This window comes from Streptomyces sp. NPDC001604 (assembly GCF_042893475.1).
GTDB lineage: Bacteria > Actinomycetota > Actinomycetes > Streptomycetales > Streptomycetaceae > Streptomyces.
The window spans coordinates 87268-108857 of sequence record NZ_JBIAUY010000015.1 but is presented as its reverse complement, the minus strand read 5'-3'; the positions used below and the strand labels follow the sequence as shown (position 1 = coordinate 108857).

Annotated in this window: 19 protein-coding genes; 12 read left to right on the top strand and 7 right to left on the bottom strand. The window is 69.2% G+C overall.

Annotation, left to right across the window (positions count from 1 at the left end):
- Positions 1 to 97 precede the first annotated feature (97 nt).
- The 3 genes from ACFY1E_RS33165 (at position 98) to ACFY1E_RS33155 (ending at position 5383) form a co-directional block, all read left to right on the top strand.
- Positions 98 to 1297, top strand: a complete 1200-nt coding sequence (locus tag ACFY1E_RS33165; protein WP_389082508.1) for a hypothetical protein — start codon at positions 98 to 100, stop codon at positions 1295 to 1297.
- Entirely contained in the window at positions 1294 to 4680 is a 3387-nt protein-coding gene (locus ACFY1E_RS33160) for a hypothetical protein (protein WP_389082506.1), read from the top strand. Before ACFY1E_RS33165 ends, ACFY1E_RS33160 begins: the two co-directional genes overlap by 4 nt.
- Before the next feature lie 280 nt (positions 4681 to 4960).
- The gene (locus tag ACFY1E_RS33155; protein ID WP_389082504.1) at positions 4961 to 5383 is read left to right on the top strand and encodes a YkvA family protein; all 423 of its coding nucleotides are present in this window, start codon (positions 4961 to 4963) and stop codon (positions 5381 to 5383) included.
- 97 nt (positions 5384 to 5480) lie between these two features.
- Here ACFY1E_RS33155 and ACFY1E_RS33150 read toward each other — a convergent pair whose 3' ends face one another.
- The 4 genes from ACFY1E_RS33150 to ACFY1E_RS33135 form a co-directional block, all read right to left on the bottom strand.
- On the bottom strand, positions 5481 to 6041 hold the full coding sequence (locus ACFY1E_RS33150) for a Chromate resistance protein ChrB (protein ID WP_389082502.1): 561 nt from the start codon (positions 6039 to 6041) through the stop codon (positions 5481 to 5483).
- Positions 6042 to 6392: 351 nt separating this feature from the next.
- A complete protein-coding gene (locus tag ACFY1E_RS33145) occupies positions 6393 to 7361 on the bottom strand; it encodes a M56 family metallopeptidase (RefSeq protein ID WP_389082500.1) in 969 nt (322 codons plus the stop codon).
- 56 nt (positions 7362 to 7417) lie between these two features.
- Positions 7418 to 7819 (bottom strand): BlaI/MecI/CopY family transcriptional regulator, encoded by a 402-nt coding sequence (locus tag ACFY1E_RS33140; protein WP_389082497.1) that lies wholly within the window; start codon positions 7817 to 7819, stop codon positions 7418 to 7420.
- 45 nt (positions 7820 to 7864) lie between these two features.
- Positions 7865 to 8617, bottom strand: a complete 753-nt coding sequence (locus ACFY1E_RS33135; RefSeq protein WP_389082495.1) for a TetR/AcrR family transcriptional regulator — start codon at positions 8615 to 8617, stop codon at positions 7865 to 7867.
- 155 nt (positions 8618 to 8772) lie between these two features.
- On the opposite strand from ACFY1E_RS33135, the gene ACFY1E_RS33130 reads away from it, so the two are divergent.
- A complete protein-coding gene (locus ACFY1E_RS33130; RefSeq protein ID WP_389082492.1) occupies positions 8773 to 10992 on the top strand; it encodes an MMPL family transporter in 2220 nt (739 codons plus the stop codon).
- On the opposite strand, the gene ACFY1E_RS33125 is transcribed toward ACFY1E_RS33130, so the two are convergent.
- Entirely contained in the window at positions 10950 to 11960 is a 1011-nt protein-coding gene (locus ACFY1E_RS33125; protein ID WP_389082490.1) for a LuxR C-terminal-related transcriptional regulator, read from the bottom strand. The two genes, ACFY1E_RS33130 and ACFY1E_RS33125, sit on opposite strands and share 43 nt — an antisense overlap.
- A 385-nt stretch (positions 11961 to 12345) precedes the next feature.
- Between ACFY1E_RS33125 and ACFY1E_RS33120 the strand changes: the two genes are divergently transcribed.
- The 8 genes from ACFY1E_RS33120 (at position 12346) to ACFY1E_RS33085 (ending at position 20278) form a co-directional block, all read left to right on the top strand.
- Positions 12346 to 12993 carry a thermostable hemolysin gene (locus ACFY1E_RS33120; RefSeq protein WP_389082487.1) on the top strand — a complete coding sequence of 216 codons (648 nt, stop codon included), beginning with the start codon at positions 12346 to 12348 and terminating at the stop codon, positions 12991 to 12993.
- Positions 12986 to 14584 (top strand): AMP-binding protein, encoded by a 1599-nt coding sequence (locus ACFY1E_RS33115; RefSeq protein WP_389082485.1) that lies wholly within the window; start codon positions 12986 to 12988, stop codon positions 14582 to 14584. Before ACFY1E_RS33120 ends, ACFY1E_RS33115 begins: the two co-directional genes overlap by 8 nt.
- Positions 14581 to 15492, top strand: a complete 912-nt coding sequence (locus ACFY1E_RS33110; protein ID WP_389082483.1) for a TauD/TfdA family dioxygenase — start codon at positions 14581 to 14583, stop codon at positions 15490 to 15492. Before ACFY1E_RS33115 ends, ACFY1E_RS33110 begins: the two co-directional genes overlap by 4 nt.
- On the top strand, positions 15489 to 16385 hold the full coding sequence (locus tag ACFY1E_RS33105; RefSeq protein ID WP_389082480.1) for a hypothetical protein: 897 nt from the start codon (positions 15489 to 15491) through the stop codon (positions 16383 to 16385). Before ACFY1E_RS33110 ends, ACFY1E_RS33105 begins: the two co-directional genes overlap by 4 nt.
- A 90-nt stretch (positions 16386 to 16475) precedes the next feature.
- On the top strand, positions 16476 to 16829 hold the full coding sequence (locus tag ACFY1E_RS33100) for a darcynin family protein (protein WP_389082478.1): 354 nt from the start codon (positions 16476 to 16478) through the stop codon (positions 16827 to 16829).
- Complete coding sequence (locus ACFY1E_RS33095) at positions 16826 to 18241, top strand: MFS transporter (protein ID WP_389082475.1); 1416 nt, start codon at positions 16826 to 16828, stop codon at positions 18239 to 18241. Before ACFY1E_RS33100 ends, ACFY1E_RS33095 begins: the two co-directional genes overlap by 4 nt.
- A gap of 67 nt (positions 18242 to 18308) precedes the next feature.
- A complete protein-coding gene (locus ACFY1E_RS33090; RefSeq protein ID WP_389082473.1) occupies positions 18309 to 18701 on the top strand; it encodes a hypothetical protein in 393 nt (130 codons plus the stop codon).
- On the top strand, positions 18698 to 20278 hold the full coding sequence (locus ACFY1E_RS33085; RefSeq protein WP_389082470.1) for a multicopper oxidase family protein: 1581 nt from the start codon (positions 18698 to 18700) through the stop codon (positions 20276 to 20278). Before ACFY1E_RS33090 ends, ACFY1E_RS33085 begins: the two co-directional genes overlap by 4 nt.
- A gap of 196 nt (positions 20279 to 20474) precedes the next feature.
- Here the strand turns inward: ACFY1E_RS33085 and ACFY1E_RS33080 are convergent, their stop codons facing one another.
- Positions 20475 to 20630 (bottom strand): hypothetical protein, encoded by a 156-nt coding sequence (locus tag ACFY1E_RS33080; RefSeq protein ID WP_389082468.1) that lies wholly within the window; start codon positions 20628 to 20630, stop codon positions 20475 to 20477.
- Positions 20631 to 21232: 602 nt separating this feature from the next.
- Positions 21233 to 21370, bottom strand: coding sequence for a hypothetical protein (locus tag ACFY1E_RS33075; protein ID WP_389082465.1), 138 nt, complete (start codon positions 21368 to 21370; stop codon positions 21233 to 21235).
- Between the last annotated feature and the right edge of the window lie 220 nt (positions 21371 to 21590).

Sequence of the window (21590 nt, the reverse complement as noted above, 5' to 3'; positions counted from 1 at the left end):
GGGTGTCTCCCGAACCGGTACAGGTGCGGAGGTGATGCCCCATAATGATGTGGTGAACGCTGGGGGCGGGGAATATCGGGTAACGGATTCCCGTGGTGTGTCGATCGGCGACAACAACACGATCTATCAGCACTTCCACAGTGAGCGATTCGCGCCCCTGGCGCAGAAGTTGATCAGTTTCTCGGATCTGATCGAGGAGCGGACCGACGGGTTCGTCGGACGGCGTTTCGTCTCCGACGCTGTCGACGCCTTTCTGCGGACGCACCGCTCGGGCTACTTGGTGATCGAGGGTGAACCGGGGGTGGGAAAGACCTCGCTGCTCGCGCACCTGGTCAAGACGCGGGGTTTCCCGCACCACTTCGTCGTCGCCACGCTCGGGGTGAATCGCGCCGAGCAGTTCCTGGAGAGCGTCTGCGCGCAGCTGATCGTGGGCCACGCTGTCGACGGGCGGTCCTGGCTGCCGCCCGAGGCATCCCGGGACGGCTCGTATCTCGCGGCTCTGCTCGGGCAGATCAGCCGGGAACGGGAGCCCGGCTCACAGATCGTGGTCCTCGTCGACGCGCTGGATGAGGCCGTCGTGTCGGCGGACGTGCGGGAGAACGTGCTCTTCCTCCCGCCAAGCCTTCCCGACGGGGTCTTCTTCGTGGTCACCACCCGCCCCCGTGACCGTGGCGACCTCCGACTCCGGGCCGATCGCCTGGAGTTCTTCACGCTGGACGCGCGATCCTCGGCCAATCAGGCGGACGTCCGCCGCTATTTGGAGGAGTTCGCGGAGCGACCCGCCATGCGGCGCAGACTCGCCGAACTCGGCGTGGTTCCGGTGTACTTCGCCGAATCCCTGGCCGAGAAGGCCGAGGGCAACTTCATGTATCTGCACCATGTGCTTCCCGCCATCGAAGAGGGCCGGCTGGGCGCGGGCGGACTCGGTGAACTGCCTCAGGGGCTGCGGGCGTACTACGACAGCCACTGGCGGCAGATGCGTGCCACGGACGGATGGCTCGCCTACCGGCAGCCCGTGATCGTTCATCTGGCGGCTGCCCGCGAACCCATCGGGGTGTCCCAACTGGCCGAGTGGACTGGGCTTTCCGCAGGGAGGGTCGGCGAAACCCTGCGTGCCTGGCGGGAGTTCGTCCAGATCGAGGTCATCGAGGGGACACCGCGCTATCGGATCTACCACGCGAGCTTCCAGGACTTCCTGCGCGGCAAGGACGAGACCAGGGAGATCGATCTGGCCGACACCCACCGCAGGATCGCCGAGCACCTCCTGGGCACCCTGTTCGACGGCGGCTGGCCGTGAGCGGTCCTTCGGATACGGCCGAACTCCGTTACAAGCTGGCTCACATCGCCGAGCATCTGGCCGCGGCCGGTGAGCGGGAGAAACTGCTGCGCCTGATGGCTCCGCGCTGGCTGGAGACCAAACGTCTCCATCTCGGTGTCGACGCCTACCGGAGCCTGGCCCGTGACGTGGCGGTCGCGCTGCGCGTCCCCCCGTCACGCAGTGCGGACCTCCCTGCTTACATACGGCTGTGTGTGCTGTCCGGCACCTTGAACGCACTGGTCACCGACCTGCCCCCGGAGGCTCTGGCCGTCCTGGCCGGGAGCGGACGGGTCTCTGAGGCACTGGCCGCCGTGGGCATGATGACAGATCCCGATCGGCGCGCCTGGGCCCTGCACGTGATCGCGAGGAAGCAGGTGGCGGGCGATCGGCAGACAGCGATCGACGTGTGGCGGCAGGCCCTGTCCCTGGCCTCGGCCGACGACCGGGCCGGCGCGGGGCGGTTGCGCGCCGCGATTGCCCGTGGACTTGCGGAGGCCGGAGAGACCTTATGGTCCGAGGAGCTGATGGACCAGGCCGAGCGGGACCTGAGCGCCGTAGGAAAACCGTCCGGGCTGCCGGTCGCCGAGGGTTTCGCCGATCTGGCCGCCGTACGGCTCGCCGTCGGCCCCTCCCCGCAGGGAGTGGCCTTCCTGCACCGCGCCTACGCGGCGCTGGCCCAGGTCCACACGGCGTGGTACACCGACTCACACCGCTTCACCGAAGTGTTCCGGAAGGTCGTCGCCCTGGCCGTGCGCGCGGGTGAGAGCGGACCGCTGCGGACAATCAGGAAAGACCTCGTCGACGAACAGAACGAGAACGAGCGCCCGAATCCCAGATACGTCACATCGGGCACGTGCCGCGCTGGCTGCGCCGCGTTCGCGATCGGGGCAGCCGAAGCCGGCGATCACGACCAGGCGCGCTGGGCCCTCGACGCCCTGGAGCGGTTCGGTGATGCCGGTCGTCAAAGGCGCGGTCCGGTCGACTCACCGACGTTTGCCCGCATCATGGACCGGACCGCCGTGGGGAGCGGGTTTGTGAACGCCCCCTTCACCGCCCGACGCGTCGACGTCGACGAACTGTCGCTCGTCTGTCTGGCCGTCGCCACCGTCTCCCGGCACTCGGCGGCGCCCCCGGCCTCGGTCATGGAGGCCGTGAAGCGCCTGGACCAGGGCATCGCGCGCATGGCCGAGGAAGAGTCCAGCCGCCGCAACCGACGCCAGTGGGGGCCGACCCACCTGGAGGGATACAAGAATCTCAACCATCAATACACTCTGACCGAGATGTACGAGGGTCCGTACGGCATGGCCGAGTTGCGCGCCGGGCACCTGGACAACCGGGTGATCCGCTGCATCGCCCACGCGCGGTGCGCCCTGGCCCTTCACCGCGCCGGTCTCCTCGATCAGGCGTCCGCCCGCTTCGCTCGCGCCCTGCACGAGGTCTCCGGGCTGCCCGCCGAGCGCGGTGCGGCCGTTGCCGTGCTGCTGTCGGCCGCGGGTGAACTGGAGGCCACACAGGACGCCGACGCCTCACTCATCACCTACATATCCGACCAACTGCGACTGGAGTGGGTCAAGGCACTGGACCTCTCGCTGGATGGCGGGCACGGCATCTTCGAACTGGCGACCACGACCGCGTCACTGCGCAGCGGGGCAGGCGACATCGAGGGTCTGGGGCTCATCCTCTCCCGGCTGAGGGAGTACCCGAGTCCGCCTGGCTTGCGCGCGAACCTCGCCTGTCACCTGGCCGATGCCGGGCTGGCCCGCCAGGCACGGAGTCTGGCACGCTCGGTCGCCCGCCTGCCGCCCCGGTCCAACACCGTCGGGTACGAGAGCCCCGCCGCCCTGGCCCAGGCCGCGTACGCGCTGCGAGTCGCCGGTCGGCCCGGCGCCGCTCGGCGCAGACTGCGGTGGGCCGGCAGGGCGGTCCACCTCCGGCTTTTCTTCCCACCGGAGGAACTCGCCCGCGCCTGCACCGCGATGATGCGGCCCGCCCTCCTGGACGACGACCAGACCTTCCTCCGCCGCATCCTCGGCTGGCTGACCAGCGTCGAACGCCCGGACCTAGAGGTCGCCGCACTCGCCTCGGGGATCCACCAATGGAACACCGCCGGCACAGCGCAGCTCTCCGACGGGATGCGCCAACTGGTGCGCGCGGCCGCCCTGACCGCGTTCGGACGCTACGACGCCACCGGGCCTGAACCCGGCCAACGCACCGCCACGGCCGGGCTGTTGTTCCGGCTGATGGAGGAGATTGACGATCCGCGTGGCGTGGATCTACTCACTGCCGCACTCGGCACGGACGACGACCGCGACGCCACCGTCCGGTTCCACGCGACGCTCGCCGCGATCGCGACCGGGCGGTTCGAACTGATCGACGCGGCCCTGGCCGCCGCCGAATCCCGCACCGTCTCGCCCGACGACGACTGGATGGTGGACAGTCTCGCCTCGCGCCTTGCCCGGCACCCGGGGCACCTGTCACCCGGACACCTCACGCGCCTGCTCACACTGATGGGCGCCACCCCCACTCCGTCTCAAGTCAGCAGCCTCATCGAACTCGGCGCGGCCCTCCCCGCTGGACCCGACCGGCAGAGGATCGTCGACGCGGCCACCCGGCAGGCCCACCGGCTCCGCAGCGACAGGCCCGAAATGCTTGCCGACCTCGCCCGCCTCGGCTCGGACCCGCCGCGAACAGTCGAACTGCTCGCGCTCGGCGCGATGTCCACGGCCGCCGCCACGGAAACAGCCGACGCCCAGTCCCGGCCCACGACAACCTTCTCCTCCTACCTGCTGGCCGCGGCACCCGCCCTGCATACGCTGGACCCCCCCGGCGGACTGGTGAAAAGCATCTGGCGCGAGATACACCTCCTGCGTGACTTCCGTCCGGACCCATCACGCCGCTACCGGATGCCTTACCGGGTGATCGCCCAGTACCTCCGCGAATTCGCCACCTTCGCGACGCAATGGATGGCGACTATTTACCTCCTTCAGGTCCTTCTGGCCTGGGGAGGTATCTGGTTCATGAGCTGGCTTGGCAACGGAACCTTCGGTCCCTCGTGGCTCGGCTTCGGCACCGCGTCGGGGGTGACGGCGGTCCGCGGGTTCCGGACCGTTGCCAGGAATCTGCTCACACCCACCAAGTGGGTCGCACCGATCGTTGGCACCGTGCTCTGGCTCCTGTGCCTGCCCGGCGCGTGGTGCGCTGCGAAGGGGCTGACCACCTACTGGTTCCCCACCCTGCTCGGCCCTGCCACCTTCCCGACCGTCCTGATCTGCCAGATCGTCGGCATGGCCCTGGTCGCCATGGACTTCTCCCGACGACTCTGGTTCAGCGATGCCACGCGCTACCTGGGCCCAGCCGTGTAGTGGAATCCCTACCGGCCGTTGTCATCCGGCATGACGAACTCGACCACCACTTCAAACGCTGCCACTCAACAGCTGACGCGATGAGAATCCGAGAGCCTTAATGCGATAGGACAGGAGTTCGTCTCACTGTGCCGTCCTTTGGATCGGACAAAGGCCACGGTCAATGAGAAAGGGTCATGCGAAATGCGAACCTACAACCCCGCAGCGGATGTGGTTGTTACACCCGTAACATGGCTCCTATGTGTGAACGTGGATTCCGACCGACCGGTGAGGTGGGGCAGTGAGTGGTGGCTGGCAGATCCTGATCGGCATCGCCGCCGGGCTCCTGGCCTGCTGGTTGATTCTGGTCGCCGCGCTCGCCCTCGCACGCCCGAAGGGCAACCTACTCACAGAGGCCGTCCGCCTCCTGCCCGACCTGCTGCGCCTGGTATCCCGCCTTGCCCGCGACAAGGCCCTCCCGCGCCGCACCCGCTGGCTGCTGTGGATCCTGGCGGGTTACCTCGCCCTGCCCATTGACCTGGTCCCCGACTTCATCCCGGTCCTCGGCTACGCCGACGACGCCATCGCCGTCGCACTGGTGCTGCGTACGGTCATCCGCCAGGCCGGGCCCGAGGCGCTCGCCCAGCACTGGCCGGGCACTGACGACGGGCTCGGCGTCGTACGCCGTCTGGCCGGACTGCCCGCCGCTGCACCACAGGAGTAGCAGGGTTACCCTGCTGGCCAGGGCTCCCAGTGGGCGGACCTGCGTCCAGGCTGCCGGACAGGGACGGGCTGAATCCCTGCGAGCCTGACGCCGCGCATCAAGCGCCTGCGTCCCCCTGGTCCTCACATGCCAACGCAGTCGCCTCGAAGGCGGCCAACGCCTCGGCCGCCCGCTTCAGCTCGCCCCGGACCCGATCGCCCTGCGGTGCACCGAAGTAGTCCCTTGCCTCGATCTTTGCCACCCACGACCGGAACCGTTCCAGATCCGCTTCCGATTCCTCCACCTCAGCGAAGACCGCCCGCCCCCGCCCGGCCTCCATCTCCAACTCCGCGAAGAAGGACGGCAGCCGCTCCAGCACCTCCGCGTACTCCTGATCGATTGCGGCGCTCATCTCCTCGGCGACCGCGTCCCGCTCCGGTTCCTCGGCGATCTCGACATGGACCACCCGCATCCGCCCACCGTCGGACCGCACCCGCTCACCCAGCTCCGCCACGGCAGTGGCCACTGCCGGTCGGTTTGGCAGCAGGCACACGGACTGCTGCAGATACAGGGCTCCCAGCCCTTTCAGCTTCCGCCACACCTGCATCCGCAACGACGGGGCCGCCCCGGCTGTCGTCACCGACACCAGCAGCCACCGTTTATCGACCTTGCTCGCCACAGGGGGACCGTAACCCGGAGGTGGTTCAGCCTGCTTCTCATTGCTTCCGGGGCAGTTGAGTTGGGCGTCGCTCTGTGCAGCAGTTCTGGAGCCATCGGGGGGCCAGTACTGCCCGGGCTTCAGCTTCGCCGCAGCTACCGTGCGCGGTGAGAAGGCCCCGTCCAGCCCTCCGCTCGACAGCTCACCACGAGATCGCTGGGTATGGCGGACTGGGCTGGTGGTGGGGCATGGCGCTCAAATCCGTCGCCGGACCAGAGCGTGACGAGCCCGTTCTTGGCGGACGCTGTCGTGGGGTTGGAGGCCCACCACAACGGCGCTCCCACTCGTTATGGCACCGGTGATTCCCGCGGGTCAGCGGCTGTCGCTCTGGTGGGCGACTTGCAGTAGATGGTGGATGTCATGCGCCGCGTCCGCGCAGCACAGGAGGGCTGTGGCCACGAGTAGCGCGGCGAGTGTCGGGATGAGCGGCTGGGCGCGGGCACCGTGGTGGGGCGGTTGGAGCAGGGCGGCGACTCTGCGGGGGATGGGGCCTGCCGAGGCCGAGGGACCGGTGAAATGCAGCGCGATTCCGGGAGCGCGGGTGCGGATCGTGGTGTGCTGTCTGGCCAGAGCGGCCTTGCCGATCGTGCGGGCCACGCGCCGGCGGTCACCCGTAGCGAGAGCGGCTTCCTCGTCGGCCCAGCGTTCGACCGTGTAGGAGACGTGCCGGGCCAGTGGGCGGAGCAGCGGGTTCGCGGTGGCGGCCAGTTGGGTCACCATGACGAACCAGTGGTGGCGAGCACGTAGGTGGGCTCGTTCGTGGGCCACGAGGACGGAGACTTCCTCGGGTGTGAGCGCGGCCAGCATTCCCGTCGAGACGACGATGCGTCCTCCGGGAGCAGCTGATGTCGCGCTGCCGGGTACGGCGAACGCGTCGGCCGAGGGGTCCTCCACGACCGACAGACCGTTTCTCGCCGGCAGGCAGGCCGCTTCCCGCGCGGCCGTGCGCTGGGCACGAAGTCGCCGTCGCAGGGCCCGCGTCGTCGCGACGGCGGCTGATGCCAGGGCCGCGCCGGCCAGCAGAGGGATGAGCCTGGTGCCCGGGGTTCCATCCCTGAGTACGCGCACGGACCAGTGGCCGAAGGAGGCCACCGCAGTGGTGCGAAGCAGCCCGGTCAGAGCAAGCAGCATCAGCGCTGCGCTACTGGCAGCCGCAAGCGTGCCGGCGGTGGCGGTGAGCAGCCACGTCGCCGTCCGGGGGGCCAGGCACTCCGAGAGAGGGCGTGCGACCCAGGCAATCGGCAGGGCGAGGAGCAGCAGGAGATAGACCGTGCAGAACACGGACGGTTCGGTTCCCTTCAGCCTTGGGGGAGGGGTGAGTTCGGCGGCCCGGGCGCTCAGCCGTCGGAGGGCAGCTCCGTATCCAGCAGGCGACGCAGCAGCCGCTCGTCGTCCGGAGACATCGTGGTGACGAATCGGCTCAGGACGGCTTCGCGGTCGGGTTCGTCGGCGAGCATCTGGTGCAGGCGCCGGGCCGCCAGGCCGGGCTCGTCGTCGACGGGTGCGTAGGCATAGGCGCGGCCCCGTCGAGAGCGCTGCAGAAGTCCCTTGTCGTACAGACGGGACAGAGTGGTCACCACCGTGCTGTAGGCGAAGTCGCCGGTGAGTCGGTCCCGGACCGCGCCTGCCGTGAGGTCGTCGTGCGCCGCCTGGAGTACCGAGAGGACCTCCGCTTCCAGCGCGCCATTGGGGCGGCGTCCACCGGGGTCCCCGATGCCGAGCAGGGCTCTGCGGTCCATGGTGTGGTCACTCCCTTCCCCGCCTGGGAGTCTGCCACGGCGTGGCTACCGGTCGGTGCGCGGGTCCGCTCCGAGCAGCGCCAGGATCTCGCGCAGGGTCTGCTCGAACACCGGCCCGGGGTCGGTCAGTGCGAAGGCCAGGTGCCCGAACACCTCCATGGAGACCATGCCGTACAGGCGGGACCAGGCGAGGACGAAGACGTACAGCGCTTCCAGGGGTGGTTCGGAGCCGACGTGTTCGCGGACCTCCTCCAGTTGGGCGAGCCAGTCCGGGTCGAGCGTGCCGGGTTCCGGCAGTGGCAGGGTGCCGGCCCGCCAGAACTCCATCATCAGGCCCACGAACACCCCGCCGAAGCGCCAGCTGGCCGCGTGACACGGGTCGCCCGGCGCGCAGTCGGCGTCGGACATGGGCTTGCTGAAGATGAGGGTGAACTCGGGCTTGTGGTGCAGCGCCCAGGTGCGCAGGGCGCGGGAGACGGCGGTGAATCGGCCCTGCGGCGACTGGTCGGGTGCCTGGTCGCGGGCGCGCGAGAGGTCGGCGGTGAGTTCGTCGTAGAGGAACGCCGTCAGCGCCTGTACCAGTTCGCGGTGGTCGGCGTAGTAGCGATACAGCCCGGGGGCGGTCATGCCCATCTCGCGGGCGATGGCGCGCAGTGACACGGCGCCCGGGCCTTCGTCCACCAGCAACTGCCGGGCACAGCGCAGGATCACCGACTTCATCTCGGCGCGCTGCCGCTCTCGCGACTCCTCGCGCTGCTGCGCCCGTCGGGTCGACGGTGGTGCGATCTGGCTGCTCACGGTTGCGTCTCCTGCTGTCGTGCGGCTCCGCCGACCGGTCCGCGCTTGACAATGTTAACGCCTATCGCGTCTAGTAAACGCCGTAAGCAAACACCGTAAGCACGCGGTGCGGGCAAACGGCGTGAGCTGACGCCGTTCATGGAGTCGAGGGGAACATGCTGGCTCGCTGGGGGGATCTGGTCGCACGGCGCCGATGGCTGATGCTCGTTCTGGGCCTGGCCGTCGTGGTCGTGGGTGCGCTGTGGGGAGGCCGCGTCGGTGAGGACTTGAGCGGCGGCGGTTGGGACACGCCGGGAAGTGCCTCGCAGCGCACGGCGCAGCGCATCGAGAAGCAGTTCCCCGACGAACGTACGGATGTCATCGCGGTCTTCACCGATCCGCACCGCACAATCGCGGACCCGGCGTTCCGCGCAGCCGTCGAGTCGTCGCTGCGCGGGCTGCCGAGTGGGGAGGTGGCCGGCGTGCGCACGTACTGGAGCACGCAGTCCCCCGTCTTCGTCTCGCACGACCGCCACAGCACCTTCGCGGCGCTGCGGCTCGACGCCCCCGACGCCGACCAGGCCAAAGAGGTCTTCGGCCGCATCAAGGGGAAGTTCTCCGCCACCGGCCTACGGCTCGGGCTCACCGGCCACGCCGTGGTGATGGAAGACGTGAGCTCGCTCACCAAGCAGGACACCTCACGCGCCGAGACGCTGTCCGCCCCGCTGCTTCTCCTGCTGCTGGTCCTGATCTTCGGGGGTCTGGCCGCGGCCTCGCTGCCGCTTGCGATCGGGGCGCTGGCGGTCCTCGGCTCCTTCACCGTGCTTCGGATGCTGACCTGGTTCACGGATGTGTCGGTTTTCTCGCTCAACATCGTCACGATGCTGGGCCTCGGCCTGGCCATCGACTACGCGCTGTTCGTGGTCAGCCGCTTCCGGGAGGAGCTGGCCGGAGGCCGGCCGACCGCCGAGGCGGTCCGCGAGACCATGGCCACGGCGGGGCGGACCGTCGCATTCTCCGGGGTCACGGTCGCGGTGTCCATCGGCAGCCTGGTGATCTTCCCGCAGGGTTTCCTGCGTTCCATGGGATACGGCGGTGTGGCGGCCGTGGTCATCGCCATGGTCGCTTCGCTTACCGTGCTTCCGGCTCTTCTGGCGGTGCTCGGCGACCGCGTCAACGCGCTCCGCATCCCGCTGCCGACCGGCCGTCGACAGGCTGGTGGGGTGGAGGCCGGGGTCTGGTACCGAGGTGCACGAGCCGTCATGCGTCGGCCGGTACTGGTGGCCGTACCCGTGGTCGCCGTGCTGGTCGCCATGGGGCTGCCCTTCCTGCAGGCGAGTTGGGGTGGGGTCACCGAGAAGGTGCTGCCCAAGCACACCGGAAGCCGCGTCACCAGCGAACGGCTGGACCGCGACTTCACCCGGAACCTCACTTCGCCGATGTCCGTGGTGGTCACCTTCGACGGCGGAAGGCGAGCGGACAGCGCGAGCGCACACGCCGAACTCGACGCCTTCACCGGACGGTTGTCGCGGCTGCCCGGCTCCGAAGGTGCCCAGGTGACCGCCGTCCACGCCTCCTCGGCGCTTGTCCAGGTCGCCTACTCCTCCTACCCGATGAGCAAGCAGGCGCGGGACCTGGTCACCAAGGTCCGTGGGGCGCAGCCGCCGACCCACGCCCAGGTACTGGTCGGCGGTCCCACCGCCGCACTCGTGGACCAGCTGGACAGCCTGGCCGCGCACCTGCCCTGGATGGCGCTGATCGCTGTGTTCGCCACGATGGTGCTGCTGTTCCTGGCCTTCGGCTCGGTCGTGCTGCCCCTCAAGGCCGTGGCCATGAACGCCCTCTCGCTCTTCGCCGCTTTCGGCGTCGTCGTGTGGGTCTTCCAGGAAGGTCACGGTGACGGGCTGCTCGGCTTCACCGCGACGGGAACGCTCGACGCCAGTCAGCCCATCCTGATGCTGGCGGTGCTGTTCGGGCTGTCGATGGACTACGAGGTGTTCCTGCTGGCCCGCATGCGGGAGCACTGGGACCACAGCGGTGACGCGGTGGAGTCCGTCGCGGTCGGTGTGCAGCGCAGCGCCCGCATCATCACGAGCGCCGCACTGCTGCTGGTCGTGGTCGTCGCGGCCTTCTCGACCTCCGGGATCAGCTTCGTGAAGATGATCGGCGTCGGTATGGCGGTCGCCATCGTCCTTGACGTCACGGTGGTCCGGCTGCTGCTCATGCCCGCCGTCCTCCGCTTCCTGGGCCGGTCCGCATGGTGGGCTCCGGCGCCGCTCGTCCGTTGGTGGGACCGCCACGGGGTGCGGGAGGCGGAGCCGGCACGGCCGTTCACGCAGCCCGAGCCGGCCGGTCAGCTCAGCCAGCCCAGCTCCAACGCCCGTACACCCGCCTGAAAACGGCTCTCCGCCCCCAGCTGCTGCATGACTTCCGACGTGACACGGCTCAATGTCCGCAAGGAGATACCCAGGTGCCGAGCTATCTGCTCGTCCTTGATGCCGGTGGCCATCAGCCGGACCACGGTCTGCTGTTGCTCCGTGGCGGCATGGGTCGGCGGCTCCACCCCGTGGTCGGTCGTCACCGGCGAGGCCGCGTGCCAGCAGTACTCGTACAGTGCCGCGTACGACCGCACCAGCGCCGCGCCGCGCGCCAGGATGACGCCCTTCTGCGGCTCGTCCGGGTCGATGGGCAGGACGGCGATCCGGCCGTCCGCGACGATGATGTGCAACGGGACCGTCGGGCTCAGCCGCACCTCGCTGCCCAGCGCGATCAGGTCCTGCAAGTGCTGCTGAACATAAGGGACGTTGGCGAAGCGCGACGGGTACACCGTGCGGACCCGGGCCCCGCGGCCGATGTGCACGCGGTCGCGCTCCAGGCCGCAGCGCAGCACCTCGGCGGTCGGCAGCGGGCCGGGGTGCAGCGAGGCGACGTCCGTCTGGACCAGGTCGACCAGATCGTCGAGCAGCCGGTGGATGCGGCCGGCGTCCGTGATCACCTCGACCTCGATGCCGGCCCGCTCGTGTTCCACGGTGTGGCGGTACCGGCCGACGAGGCTCTCCACGGCCCACATGCCCCGGTCCAGCCAGTCCATATGGAGGTTCATGTAGCGCCGCTGCTCCTCCAGCAGGCGCAGCAGAGCCGCCTCGGGGTCGACCACAGAGACGGAGGATTCGTCGGCACCGGTGTGCACGAGGCCCAGCTCCCTCAACTCGGTCCAAGCAGCGTCCAGTTCCCCGGCCTCGACGCCCAGCTCGGCTCCGAGAGTGTGATCGTCGGTCGGGCCTCCTGTCCGGACCCATTGGTAGAGGGCCGGTGCGACGGCGCTCTGCTCCACCTTGTCCTGCGGGTCACCAAACCGTCTCACTCGTACCCCGTCCCCCCGTGAGTCCTTCGAACATCTACACGTTACCGTTCGGGCCGGGGTGGCAGGGGTCACCCCCCGGGGCGCCGGCTCCTCCAGCCGGTGTCTGGCGAATTCCTGCCATGGCGTACATGCGCAGCCGTAAAACGTGGTCCGGGTGTTTTCGGTACGGCAGAATAGGAAGTGCACGGGGGGTGCGGCCTGTTTTTGGCCCAGGGCTCCCCGTATCTCTCACTTTCGTTTAAACGGGGGCTTCTCATGTCTGGCGAGATCGCCATGCTGTCTGCATGTGTGCAGGTCAAAGCTGTGTTGATGCCTGCTCGGCAATGGTGGCCAACCAAGTGAGACCGGACACAGGCAAAGAACGTCGTACAGGGGGGTACGAGTAATGCGCATTATTCTGTCCGAGCGCGGATCGGTATGGTGGGAGGAATCCGCCGAGCTGGTCAAGAAGGTTTATGAAAACACCTTCGGAGCGCGCGTCGAAGTAAACCCGGAGCAGTTCCTGTCCTACCTGGAGCGGAACGAGGAGACCGGTCACGAGGAGGTCCTCGCATGCACCGGCCTCACCCCAGCCGAGGGCGGGCCGCTCTTCCTGGAGAAGTACCTGGACGCGCCGGTCGAGGAGCTGATCATCGCCGACGGCCAGGCCGTGACGGGCCGTCACGAGATCGTGCAGCTCGGCTCAGTGGCCTCGGTGCGTGCCACCGCCGGCGCGGAGCTGTTCAAGGCACTGACGGTGGTCCTGTGGGGGCTCGGCTGCCGCTACGCGGTCATGACGTCCACGCAGAGGTCCCTCGCGCTGCAGAAGCGGCTGGGCATCGTCTTCAATCCCATCGGCGAAGCCGACCCGGCCCGGCTGGACCCGGAGGAGCTGGAGAACTGGGGCACCTTCTACGACCAGCGGCCGCTCGTGGTCTACGCGGTGATCGCGGAGCAGACCCAGTCGTTCGTCAACGGCGTCGGCCGGTACCAGTTCGCCTCCATCGACATGCAGTTGATCCCGCGTCGCCCCAAGGAGCTGGCCGGTGTCTGACACGCGTATCTCGCTGGTCGACGGCCTGCTGGCCCGCGCCGACAGCGACGACATCATGGTCGAGGTGCTCTCCCCGGCCGGTGGGCCCACGCTGAAGTGGACCTACCGCCAGGTGATCGGCGCTGCCAGGGTGCTCGCCGACGACCTGGCCGTTCTCGCGGCCCGGCTGGGCCGCCCGCCGAGGGTCGGCCTGCTGGCCGAGAACTCGGCCGAGTGGGTCGTCGCCGACCTCGCGCTGCTCTTCTCCGGCGCCGTCGAGATCCCGGTCCCCACAGCCTTCAGCGCCGAGCAGGCGGCCTCCCTGCTGGCCGGAGCCGACGCATGCCTCGTGGACAGCCGTGGCGCCGTCAGGCTGGAGGAGTGGGGGACCGAACGGGTCCTGGCTGCCGACTGCCGTATCGACTCCGTCGACCTGCCCGCCCTGATCGCCGCGGGGGCATACCGGGACGAGCGTGTCGCCCACCCCATCGCCTCGTGGGACGAGGACGCCGTCTTCAAGGTGATCCACACCTCGGGCACGACCTCCGCGCCCAAGGGCGTGATGATCCGCCGGCACGGCATCGAGGCACTCCTGGCCTCGCTGCACCGGCGCAGCGCCCCGGAGATCTTCCGCCGCTATCTGTCCATCGTGCCGCTCAGTCTGCTGGTGGAGCAGGTCACCGGTCTGTACATGCCGTTCCTGGCGGGCGGCTCGGTGGCCTTCCTCCCGCCCGGCACAGCACTCGTGGGCACCTCGGGCGATGCCGGACCACGCATGCTGTCCCTGCTCCGCTCGGCCCGCCCCACCGCAATCGTGATGCCGCCGACCATGGCCGCGTTGCTTCTGTCGCTGTGCGACCAGCATCCGGAAGAGGACCTGACGCAACGGCACCAGCGGCTGTTCGGACACGAAGGCCCGGTGTTCATCGCCTGCGGCGGGGCGCCGGTGCCGCCGGAGGTGCTCACCCGGCTCCAGGAGTACGGCCTGCCGCTGTACGAGGGGTACGGGCTGAGCGAGAACAGCTCGGTCGTCGCCTGGAACTTCCCGGGCAACGTCCGCATCGGCACCGTCGGCAAGCCGCTCGACCACGTCGAGGTGCGGCTCGCCGAGGACGGTGAGCTGCACGTCCGCAGCAGCTCGCTCTTCGCCGGATACACCGTGGAGGACCCCTCCAGCTGCGCCGTCGACGAGGACGGCTGGCTGCACACCGGCGACCTCGCCACGATCGACGACGACGGCTACATCCGGATCGTCGGCCGCAAGAAGAACATCATCATCACGGCAGGCGGCCGCAACGTCTCCCCGGAGTTCGTCGAGGCCCAGTACCGGCAGCTCCCCTTCGTCCGGGAAGCCGTCGTCCTCGCCGACGGACTCGACACCGTACGCGGCCTGTTCGTCGTGGACGCCGCCCGCGACGAGGACGTGATCCGCAAGGAGATCACCGAGTTCGGACTGCGACACCTGTCCGACGTCGAGCGGGCCACCGACATCCGCCTCATGCGGCAGGACGACCCCCGCTACCTCACCTGCTTCACCGTGACCGGCCGCCCGAAGCGGCAGGCCGTGCGCGACCTTCTGCTCACCCAGGACCCGATCGAGGAGCACGTATGAGCACCGCAGTGCACACCCAGCCCTACGGCACAGGACAGGGCCTCGTCCTGACCCCGGCAGGCCCGGGCTCGGCCGCCGACGTGGACCCGGCCCACCTGCTGAAGCTGCTCTCGGAGTCCGGCTTCCTGCTGCTGCGCGGCTTCGGCGCCGACATGGACGCCTTCACCGCGCTGGTCAACAACGTCAGCGTCCGCACGACCATCGACCCGGCTCGCGACTTCTACTCCGAGGTCGCCCAGAAGGTGGACGCCGGCACCGGCCCCATCGGCCTGCACACCGAGAACGGCAACAACCCCTTCCGTTCCCACCTCGCCTGGTTCTTCTCCGAGAAGGCCGCCAAGGAGGGCTCGCAGACCACCGTCTGCGACGGCTACCGGGTCTGGGACGCCCTCTCCGACGAGGCCAAGGACGCCTTCTCGGCGCAGGACATCGTCTACTCCCGCTATGTGAGCGAGCAGCAGTGGCGTGCGATGGCGTTCCACATGATGGAGCAGCGGGTGCCGCTGGAGGAGATCACCTTCGACCAGCTGCGCGCCCTCGCCGACTCCGTCCCGGGCACCACCGTCGAACTGCACGAGGACGGCGGTATCACCTACGCCTTCCGTACGCCGGCCGCCGCGCCCACCCTCTTCGGTGAGCGCATCGCCTTCGCGAACTCCATCCTCGGCCCCTCGACCAACTACGAGAAGCCGCGCATCACCTTCGCCGACGGCACCGAGTTCCCGACCGACCTGCTCCTGGAGATCTCGGACGTCACCGATCGGCTCACCGAGAACCTCGACTGGCAGGACGGTGACATCGCCCTGATCGACAACACCCGCGTGATGCACGGCCGCCGCGCCATCGTCGACACCGCACGGACCATCTACAACGCCCTCAGCTACATCGACATCGAGGCGGCAGCGTGACGGCCCAGGCTCTGGAGCGGGTCAACGAACTCGCCCACGTCAACACGTTCCACCCGAACGCCTTGCCGTGGGAGAGAGCCCGCAACGACGCGGAACTCGCCTACCTCTCCCGGGTGTGCTTCAACGAGGAGGGCCACGAACAGGCCGCCGTTGCCTATGCGGTCAAGGAACTGGCCCAGCTCGCCGAGATCGAGCGGCACGTCTCCGCGGTGATGTCCATCGTCCTGTCCGAAGTCCAGGGCATGGAGGACCCGTTCACCGAGGGCCGCGGTCTGCACGACGCGCTGTCCTGCTTCGCCTCCGAAGAGCTCAACCACGCCAACGCCTTCTACCGTTACGTGCGTGAGCTCGGCGGTGTGGACTTCGTCCTGCCGGACAACCTGTTCAACGAGCGGCTCGCCCTCTACCTCGGGGACGAGTCCCCGTACGTGAAGCTGGCCGCCCTGTGCTGCACCGCGTACATCGGCGAGTCGATCATCACGGTGATCGAGCGGCGCACCCGGGCCTACGACCCCGAGATGGCGTACTTCCTGCCGAAGCTGCTGCACCTGCACAACCTCGACGAGGAGCGGCACGTCCGGACCGACCACTGGGTCATCGACGAGCTGATCCCCTCCTTCAACGAGGAGGAGCAGGCGGCGATGCGGCGCATCATCACGGGCACCGAGGAACTCAACGTCCAGCTGGCCATGGCTTTCGAGAAGCACGCCAAGGACACCTTCGGCGTCGACTACACCGAGGGCAACCTGATCCACCAGATGCAGACCGAGCTGACCATGGCCTTCGGCCGGCACGCCCTGTCGGGTCCGATCACCAAGCTCGACGACGCCCTTGACGACGAGACGCGTGCCCTGCTGGAGCGGTTCAGCGGCACGACGTCGGTCCACGTCTGACCCTCCCGAGTCCACGGTGTCGGGGCCGCTCAACCCCCGGACGGCCCCGGCACCGTGCCCGTCAACCTCTCACCACTCCCTGGAGCTGTCGTGAAGACCACGATCATCCTGACCTACACCTTCACCCCGGCCTGGCTGGCGCTCCCTCGCGAGGAGCGGAATGCGATGGAGGCCGCTCACATCTTCCCGGTGTTCGCCAAGTACGCCGACCGGGTCTCCGCGCGCTTCTTCGACGCCGAGGCGTTCCACACCGCGTTCTCCGACTTCGCCCTGCTGGAGACCGAGGACCTTCAGGCGTACTACTTCCTCATCGAGGAACTGCGCGACTCGCCGCTCATCGCCCAGGGCTACCTGGTCGTGAACGACATCTTCATGGGCATCGAGGACGGCTTCCAGGCGTTCGAGGCGCAGGCCGGCGTCGCAGGGGACGGGCAGGGCAAGTGACCGTCGTCGACGAGACACGCGAGGCGCGGGCGAAGGGCGGCGCTCCGGCCGGGCGCCGCGCACTGATCGCAAGCGCCCTGCTGGCTCTGTTCCTGGCTGCCGCCGACTCCACGGTGGTCGGGTCGATCCTGCCGTCCATGGCGCGCCACCTGGGACACCAGGAGCTGTACCCCTGGCTCGTGTCCGGCTTCCTGCTCTGCAGCATCCTGGCGACCGCGGTCTCCGGGGCCGCGGCGGACCGCTTCGGGTCGCGGGCGTCGATGTGCGTCGCGCTGGGCCTCTTCGCGGCCGGATCGGCCGGCGCGGCCGTCGCTCCGGGCATGGTCGCGCTGATCGCCGCTCGCGCGCTGCAGGGACTCGGGGCGGGGGCTGTGGTGACACTGTCGTACGTCCTGGTGGGGCGGGTCTTCGACGCCGCCGGCCGGGCCAAGATGCAGGGACTCCTGTCGGCGGTGTGGGGTCTGGCCGCGGTCGCCGGTCCGGCACTGGGGTCGGCGGCACAGGCGACGGTCGGCTGGCGCTGGGTGTTCGCCGCGAACCTCCCGCTCGCTCTCCTCGCGGGGCTCATCGTGGCGCGCCAGGCACCAGGCCGGACCACGGAAGCGGCTCAGCGCGGGCGGGTCGACGTCCCGGCGCTGACGACGTTCTCCGTGGGGCTCACCGCCCTCCTGGTGGTGCTGGTGTCGCCGGCGCTTCCCGTGCTCGTGGTGGCGGCTGTGGTCGCGGTCGCGGTCATCGGCCTGCACCTCGCCCAGGTCCGACGCGATCAGTCGGTCTCCCTGGTCCCGACCGCCATGGTGACGGACCGAGCGGCCCGGGCCGCCGCCATGGTCTCCATCGGCGCCTCGGTCGTCCTCTACGCCTCCGTCACCCAGCTGCCGCTGGCCCTGACCCGGACCGGGGCGGCCGGTGACGCGGCAAGCGGTCTGGTCGTTCTGGTGGCCTCGCTCGGGTGGGTGGCCGGCTCCGCGGTGTGCGCCGGGCTGCTGGGCAAGCACGGTGCCCGCAAGGTGGCTTCGGGCGGCGCGGTGCTGCTCGTCGCCGGTCCCGCCGTCCTGTGCCTGACTCCGCATCCCTCGCTCATCACGGCCGTGGTCGCGCAGCTGCTCGCGGGTCTCGGCACGGGCTTCACCGTCGCCACCGCTCTTGTACAGGCGCAGAACGCTGCACCTGCCGAGCAGCTCGGTTCGTACACGGGAGCCGTGACGCTGTGCCGCAACATCGGTGCCGCGATCGGCGTGAACCTGATCGCGAGCATCCAGCACGGAGCCGAGGAGCACCTCTCGGGCACCACCGGCTCGTACCGGCTGGCATTCGCCGCCCTCGCGGCCGCCGGTGTGCTGACGCTGCTCGCGACGCGACGGCTGAGTACGACCACGCCGCATTCCGCTGGAGAGATGACTCATGGCTGACACGTCCGCAGACACTGCGGTTCCGCTTCCCCGCCCGTCGGAAGCGGAACCGCCTTCCGGGATGCCGGTGGAGCCACCCCGTACCTGGCCGCTCACGCTGCTCAGGGTCACCTCGCTGCTGTTCCTGTTCGACACGTTGCTCCAGGGGGCCCTGGCCGGTCTGTTCATCACGGGTGACGTGCGCTTCCTCGACCTGCACGCGGCCAACGCGCAGCTGCTCGCCGCCACTGCCCTCGTCGAGGCCGTGGCGGCCCTGCTGGTGTGGCGTTCGATGCGGGGGCCGGCCTGGCCCTTCGCGCTTGCGGTCGGGCTGGTCGTGCTGGTCGGCGCGCAGATGGGGCTGGGCGCGGCCCGGATGCTGGGCGGTCATGTTCCGCTTGCCCTCGGTGTGTTCGGCGTGGGTGTCGCGCTGTCCTGCTGGGCGTACATGTACAAGGTCGGGAAGGGCACGGACAGGTGACGTCACGTCGACGGTTTCTGGGGCTTACGGCGGGCATCAGCGCCGGGCTCGCCATACCCGCCGGAGCAGCGGCGTACGCCAAGTGGTCGGGCGAACGCACCGGAACGGTCCTCTCCAGCAGGATCCGGCCGCCCCGGCAGTTCACGGTGCCGCTGCCCGTACCACCCCGTGCCCGCCCGTCCCGCACCACAGGCGGAACCGATCAGTACGACATCACCCAGCGCCGGGAGGCCGTAGAGATCATCCCCGGGCTCAAGACGACCATCTGGGGCTACGACGGCATCTTCCCCGGCCCCACCTTCACCGCCCGCTCGGGCCGCAGGACGGAGGTACGGCTCCACAACAAGCTGTCCGTGCCCACATCCCTGCACCTGCACGGGGGAGTCACCCCACCGCACTCCGACGGCTACCCGACCGATGTGCTGGTGCCCGCGCAATGCGGCGCCGAGTTCAAGACCCGGGGCATGACGCACGGCATGGGGGGCATGGGCATGCACGCCCCGGCGTCCGACTGGACGGTCTCGGAGGGCTACAAGACCTACGAGTACCCGATGGCCCAGCGGGCCGCGACGCTCTGGTATCACGACCACCGGATGGACTTCAGCGCCCCACAGGTCTGGCGCGGTCTGGCCGGCATGTTCCTCGTCCACGACCAGGAGGAGGATGCACTGCCGCTGCCCGGGGGTGAGCGGGACATCCCCCTGATGATCTGCGACCGCTCCTTCGAGGAGGACGGCTCCTTCCGCTACCCGGGGCACTCGCCGACCTGCACCGGCACACCCGGAGTCGAGGACGCCTACATGGACGGCGTCCTCGGTGACGTACAGCTGGTGAATGGCGCCCCCTGGCCCGAGGCGGAGGTCTCTTCGACCCGGCACCGCTTGAGGCTGCTGAACGCGTCCAACGCCCGCCGCTACCACCTGGTGCTGCAGCGGGAAGACGGTGGAACGCTCCCCTTCACGCAGATCGGTGGCGACGGCGGCCTGCTGGCCGCCCCCCAGCGCCTGGACGGCATCTCCATGGCGCCGGCGGAACGCTTCGACGTCGTCGTGGACTTCACCGACTGCCCGGTGGGCAGCCACGTGACCCTGGTCAACACTTTGTCGGACGGCCGCATGCACCAGGTCATGCGCTTCCGCATCGCACGCAAGGAGAAGGACGCCAGCCACATCCCGGCCCGCCTCTCCCGGTATGCGGTCCTGAACCCGGCGTCCGCCGTGGCCACTCGGCATTTCGACTTCCGCCGCTCCGACGACGCGTGGACCATCAACGGGCGCCCGTTCAGCACTTCGGAGGTCCTCGCCCGCCCCCGCCTGGACACCGTGGAGCGCTGGCGGTTCACCAGCGACTTCCACCACCCGGTGCATCTGCACCTGGCCCACTTCCAGGTCCTGTCGCGAGGCGGCCGGGCACCCGAACCCACGGACGCCGGCTGGAAGGACACGGTCGACGTCCGCCCGTACGAGGTCGTGGACGCACTGGTCCGCTTCCGCGGCTACCGCGGCCGCTACATGCTGCACTGCCACAACCTCGAGCACGAGGACATGGCCATGATGGCCAACTTCGAAGTGATCTGAGCGGCTGCGGTTCAGGGGGCCACGGCGGTGACCGGAGCGGCGTCCGGCCGGGGGCGGGGTATGCCAGTCGCCCTCGTAGTCGTCGGCCGTGCCTGCTCCCTACCAGTGACCTGCCGACGGCCGCCCTGACGAAGCGCCCTGACCATGAGCCAACTCCGGGTACCACTGCCTGCATCAGGGTAGGATCCGTCGCCTTCTACGCTTGCTTGGCGGCGGTGGCCGCCTTGTACTCCTGGCCGGCCTGTGGGCCGGACTCGCCTGGGGCGCGGACGGGCACGTACCGCTTCTGGTATCCGGCATCGCCGCCCTCGCCCTGGCGGCCGCCTTGCCTGTCCTGGGCCGCTTCCGGCATGCCAACGGATGACCACAGTCGGCAGACGATACTTGACGTGTCCTTGACTGCTTCTCTCAACTTCCTTAACGCCGTGCAGAGTTAGGCTCCCCACGCGACTCGTGTCCCGGCGGCACCGGGACCGTGCATGCGCCAGCACAGCCCAAGACGGACCGTCATTCGGGGAGTTGGGGGATCGCCATGCGCACACGTACTAGCACACGTACAAGAGCGTCTCTCGTGGCCATTTCGGCTGCGTTCGTGCTGGTCGCCACGGTGGGCAGTTCCTCCGCGGCAGGCGGCGGCCAGCCGGTCGGCCTGGTCTCGCCCGGTGACCCGTACGCCGCCTGTGACATCAGCGGCGACGGCACCGGCACCAACTACTTGTCCGCGGAGGACGAGCCGTATGTCACCGCCTCCCCGCGCGACCCGCGCAACGCGGTCGGCATCTTCCAGCAGGACCGCTGGTCCAACGGCGGCGCCCGGGGTCTGACCGCCACGTACACGCACGACGGGCGGCACTTCACCGAGACCCCGCTGCCGTTCTCGCACTGCGCGCCGGGCGGGCTGAACTACCAGCGGGCGTCGGACGGCTGGGTGAGCACCGGCCCGGACGGCACGGTCTACGCCAGCGGGCTGGTCTTCGACGCCACCGGCCCGCGCAACGGCGTGGCCGCATCGACGTCGTACGACGGTGGGCGCACCTGGACGCACACCACCCCGCTGATCGACGACACGGAGATCCAGTTCAGCGACGACAAGAACTCCGTGACCGCCGACCCTGTCCATCCGGGCGTGGCCTACCAGGTCTGGGACCGTATCGACGAGGACGACTCCGCAAAGGTTTACGACGGGCCCGCGTACATCTCCATCACCCGCGACGGCGGGCGGCACTGGTCCAAGGCCCGCCCGTTCGTGGACACGTCCGTCGTCCCGCACTCGCAGACCATCGGCAACGTCATCGTCGTCGACCCGCGCACC

What these genes read in the sequence shown, in the direction of transcription:
- ACFY1E_RS33130 (WP_389082492.1), top strand. Translation starts at nt 8,773, where the DNA reads ATGCTGGCTCGCTGGGGGGATCTGGTCGCACGGCGCCGATGGCTGATG.
- ACFY1E_RS33120 (WP_389082487.1), top strand. Translation starts at nt 12,346, where the DNA reads ATGCGCATTATTCTGTCCGAGCGCGGATCGGTATGGTGGGAGGAATCC.
- ACFY1E_RS33110 (WP_389082483.1), top strand. Translation starts at nt 14,581, where the DNA reads ATGAGCACCGCAGTGCACACCCAGCCCTACGGCACAGGACAGGGCCTC.
- ACFY1E_RS33080 (WP_389082468.1), bottom strand. Translation starts at nt 20,630, where the DNA reads ATGCCGGAAGCGGCCCAGGACAGGCAAGGCGGCCGCCAGGGCGAGGGC.
- ACFY1E_RS33140 (WP_389082497.1), bottom strand. Translation starts at nt 7,819, where the DNA reads ATGGACCGCAGAGCCCTGCTCGGCATCGGGGACCCCGGTGGACGCCGC.